The organism is Paraburkholderia sp. RL18-085-BIA-A (genome assembly GCF_046027075.1).
Taxonomy (GTDB): domain Bacteria; phylum Pseudomonadota; class Gammaproteobacteria; order Burkholderiales; family Burkholderiaceae; genus Paraburkholderia.
In genome coordinates, this window is the sequence record NZ_JARESU010000369.1 from 1 (window position 1) to 2,036 (window position 2,036).

A 2,036-nucleotide genomic window follows, 5' to 3' on the forward strand; every position below is an offset into this window, starting at 1 on the left:
CACCAGTTGGGTGGCCGCGCGTGCAATCGCGCTGTCGGGTATCCTGATGCCTGCAATCGTGGTGCTCATTTTCCGGTTCCTCAGTTGGCAAGTGGGTGACGCGCGCATGCGTGCTTCCGGGCGTCGACGATCGTCGCGGAATTCCTGATACCTTTCGCAGCGATTGATCTGGACATCCGCAAAACCGCCCGTCTGGTAACCGCAGGCTACGGAGCGCAACGCATCCGATCAGGGTGTGCCCGGCGGCGTGTCGATGAAAACCAGTATTGAGCAACAGCCGGTGTCCGACAACCGGTACAAAGCGTTGAATCCTGCCAAGCGTACGGCGGGTTCTGCCGCGCCCTTCGGCGTGGTGGATCATGACCTTGACCCGCAGGGATATGCCGACCCGGTAATCGTGCGCCAGAGGTGCCGGGCACCACGTTGGACGGCGAGAATGCAGCCTGCTCGACGTCGGCGAAGTGGTTCTCGGCATTGCGGTTCAGTTCCATCACGCCGACTTCGATCAGCGGATAGTCGCGCTGCGACCATACTTTGGTCAGATCAAACGGGTTGACCTTGCAAGTCGCGGCGTCCGCTTCGGGCATGATCTGCACGAATAGCGTCCAGCGCGGAAACTCGCTGCGCTCGATCGCCTCGTACAGGTCACGATGATGGCTTTCGCGGTCGCTGCCGATCAGCGCTTCCGCTTCGGCGTCAGTTGGATTCCTGATGCCCTGCTGGGTGCGGAAATGGAACTTCACCCAGAAACGCTCCTGCTTCGTGCTGGTGAAGCTGTACGTGTGGCTGCCGTATCCATGCATGTGGCGGAACGTCGCCGGAATGCCGCGTTCGCTCATTACGACCGTCACGTGGTGCAGCGCTTCCGGGAGCTGCGTCCAGAAGTCCCAGTTGCTGTCGGCGCTGCGCAGACCGGTACGCGGATCGCGCTTGATCGCGTGATTCAGGTCCGGGAACTTCAGTGAGTCGCGCAGGAAGAACACCGGCGTATTGTTGCCGACCATGTCCCAGTTGCCCTCGTCAGTGTAGAACTTTAGGGCGAAGCCGCGGATGTCGCGTTCCGCGTCCGCCGCGCCACGCTCGCCGGCGACCGTCGAGAAGCGCGCGAACATCTCGGTCTGCTTACCGATCGCCGAGAAGATCTTCGCGCGGGTGTACTTCGTGATGTCGTGGGTCACGGTGAAGGTGCCGAAAGCGCCGGAGCCCTTCGCGTGCATCCGCCGCTCGGGGATCACCTCGCGGTCGAAATTGGCCAACTTTTCGAGGAACCACACGTCCTGGAGCAACGCAGGCCCGTTCGGGCCGGCGGTCGAGATGTTCTGGTTGTCTACAAGCGGAGCGCCGAACGCTGTCGTCGACTTTTTCATAACACCATTCCTTTACGTGAATCGAATGAAACTGCCGGGGGGATGCGATGGACCAAACATCAGTAGCTGCGGCGAGCCGCTCGCGTTCAAGCCGGGCTCGAGCCCGATTCGAACGGGTTCGAATCAGATCAGCGTGCACTGAGCGACGCCGAGCTCATTTCCTGCAAAAGCGCCAGCGCTTGCGAGGCGCCCATCCGTTGGGCCGCGTCGGCCGCACTGACGCCCGATGTATCGGTAGCGTTGAGATTGGCGCCGCGGCTGACCAGATATTCGACGATCCGGGTGCGGTCGAACATCGCCGCAATCATCAGCGCGGTGCGCCCGTCGGGTGACGCGCCTTCGATGTCGGCGCCGTACGCGAGCAACAGCTTGATCATCGGCAGATCGCCCTTGAAGGCGGCGCCTGCCAGCGGCGTCTGTCCGTTGCTGTTGCGCAGATCCGGATCTGAGCGATGCCGAAGCAGCACGCGCACCGTTTCCAGATGTCCGTGATACGCGGCGAGCATCAGCAGGCTGTCGCCACGATGATTACGCAGGTTCGGCGGCAGGCCTTTGCCAAGTAGCGCGCTGAGCGTTTTCGATTCGCCTGCGCGCGCGAGATCGAATACCGCGTTCGCGAATTCGAACGTATCGTCGTCGAGCTCGCTAGGGGGCGGGGCATTGCGGAGG

At 62.2% G+C, this 2,036-nt stretch carries 1 protein-coding gene and 1 pseudogene; both read right to left on the minus strand.

Annotated features, from left to right (window positions below):
- Nucleotides 1–410 precede the first annotated feature (410 nt).
- Nucleotides 411–1,367 (minus strand): annotated as a pseudogene (locus tag P0D89_RS52490) (catalase); the annotation flags it as partial.
- Nucleotides 1,368–1,495: 128 nt separating this feature from the next.
- Nucleotides 1,496–2,036 (minus strand): ankyrin repeat domain-containing protein (locus P0D89_RS52495; protein WP_408371028.1); only part of this gene is annotated, 541 nt, incomplete at its 5' end.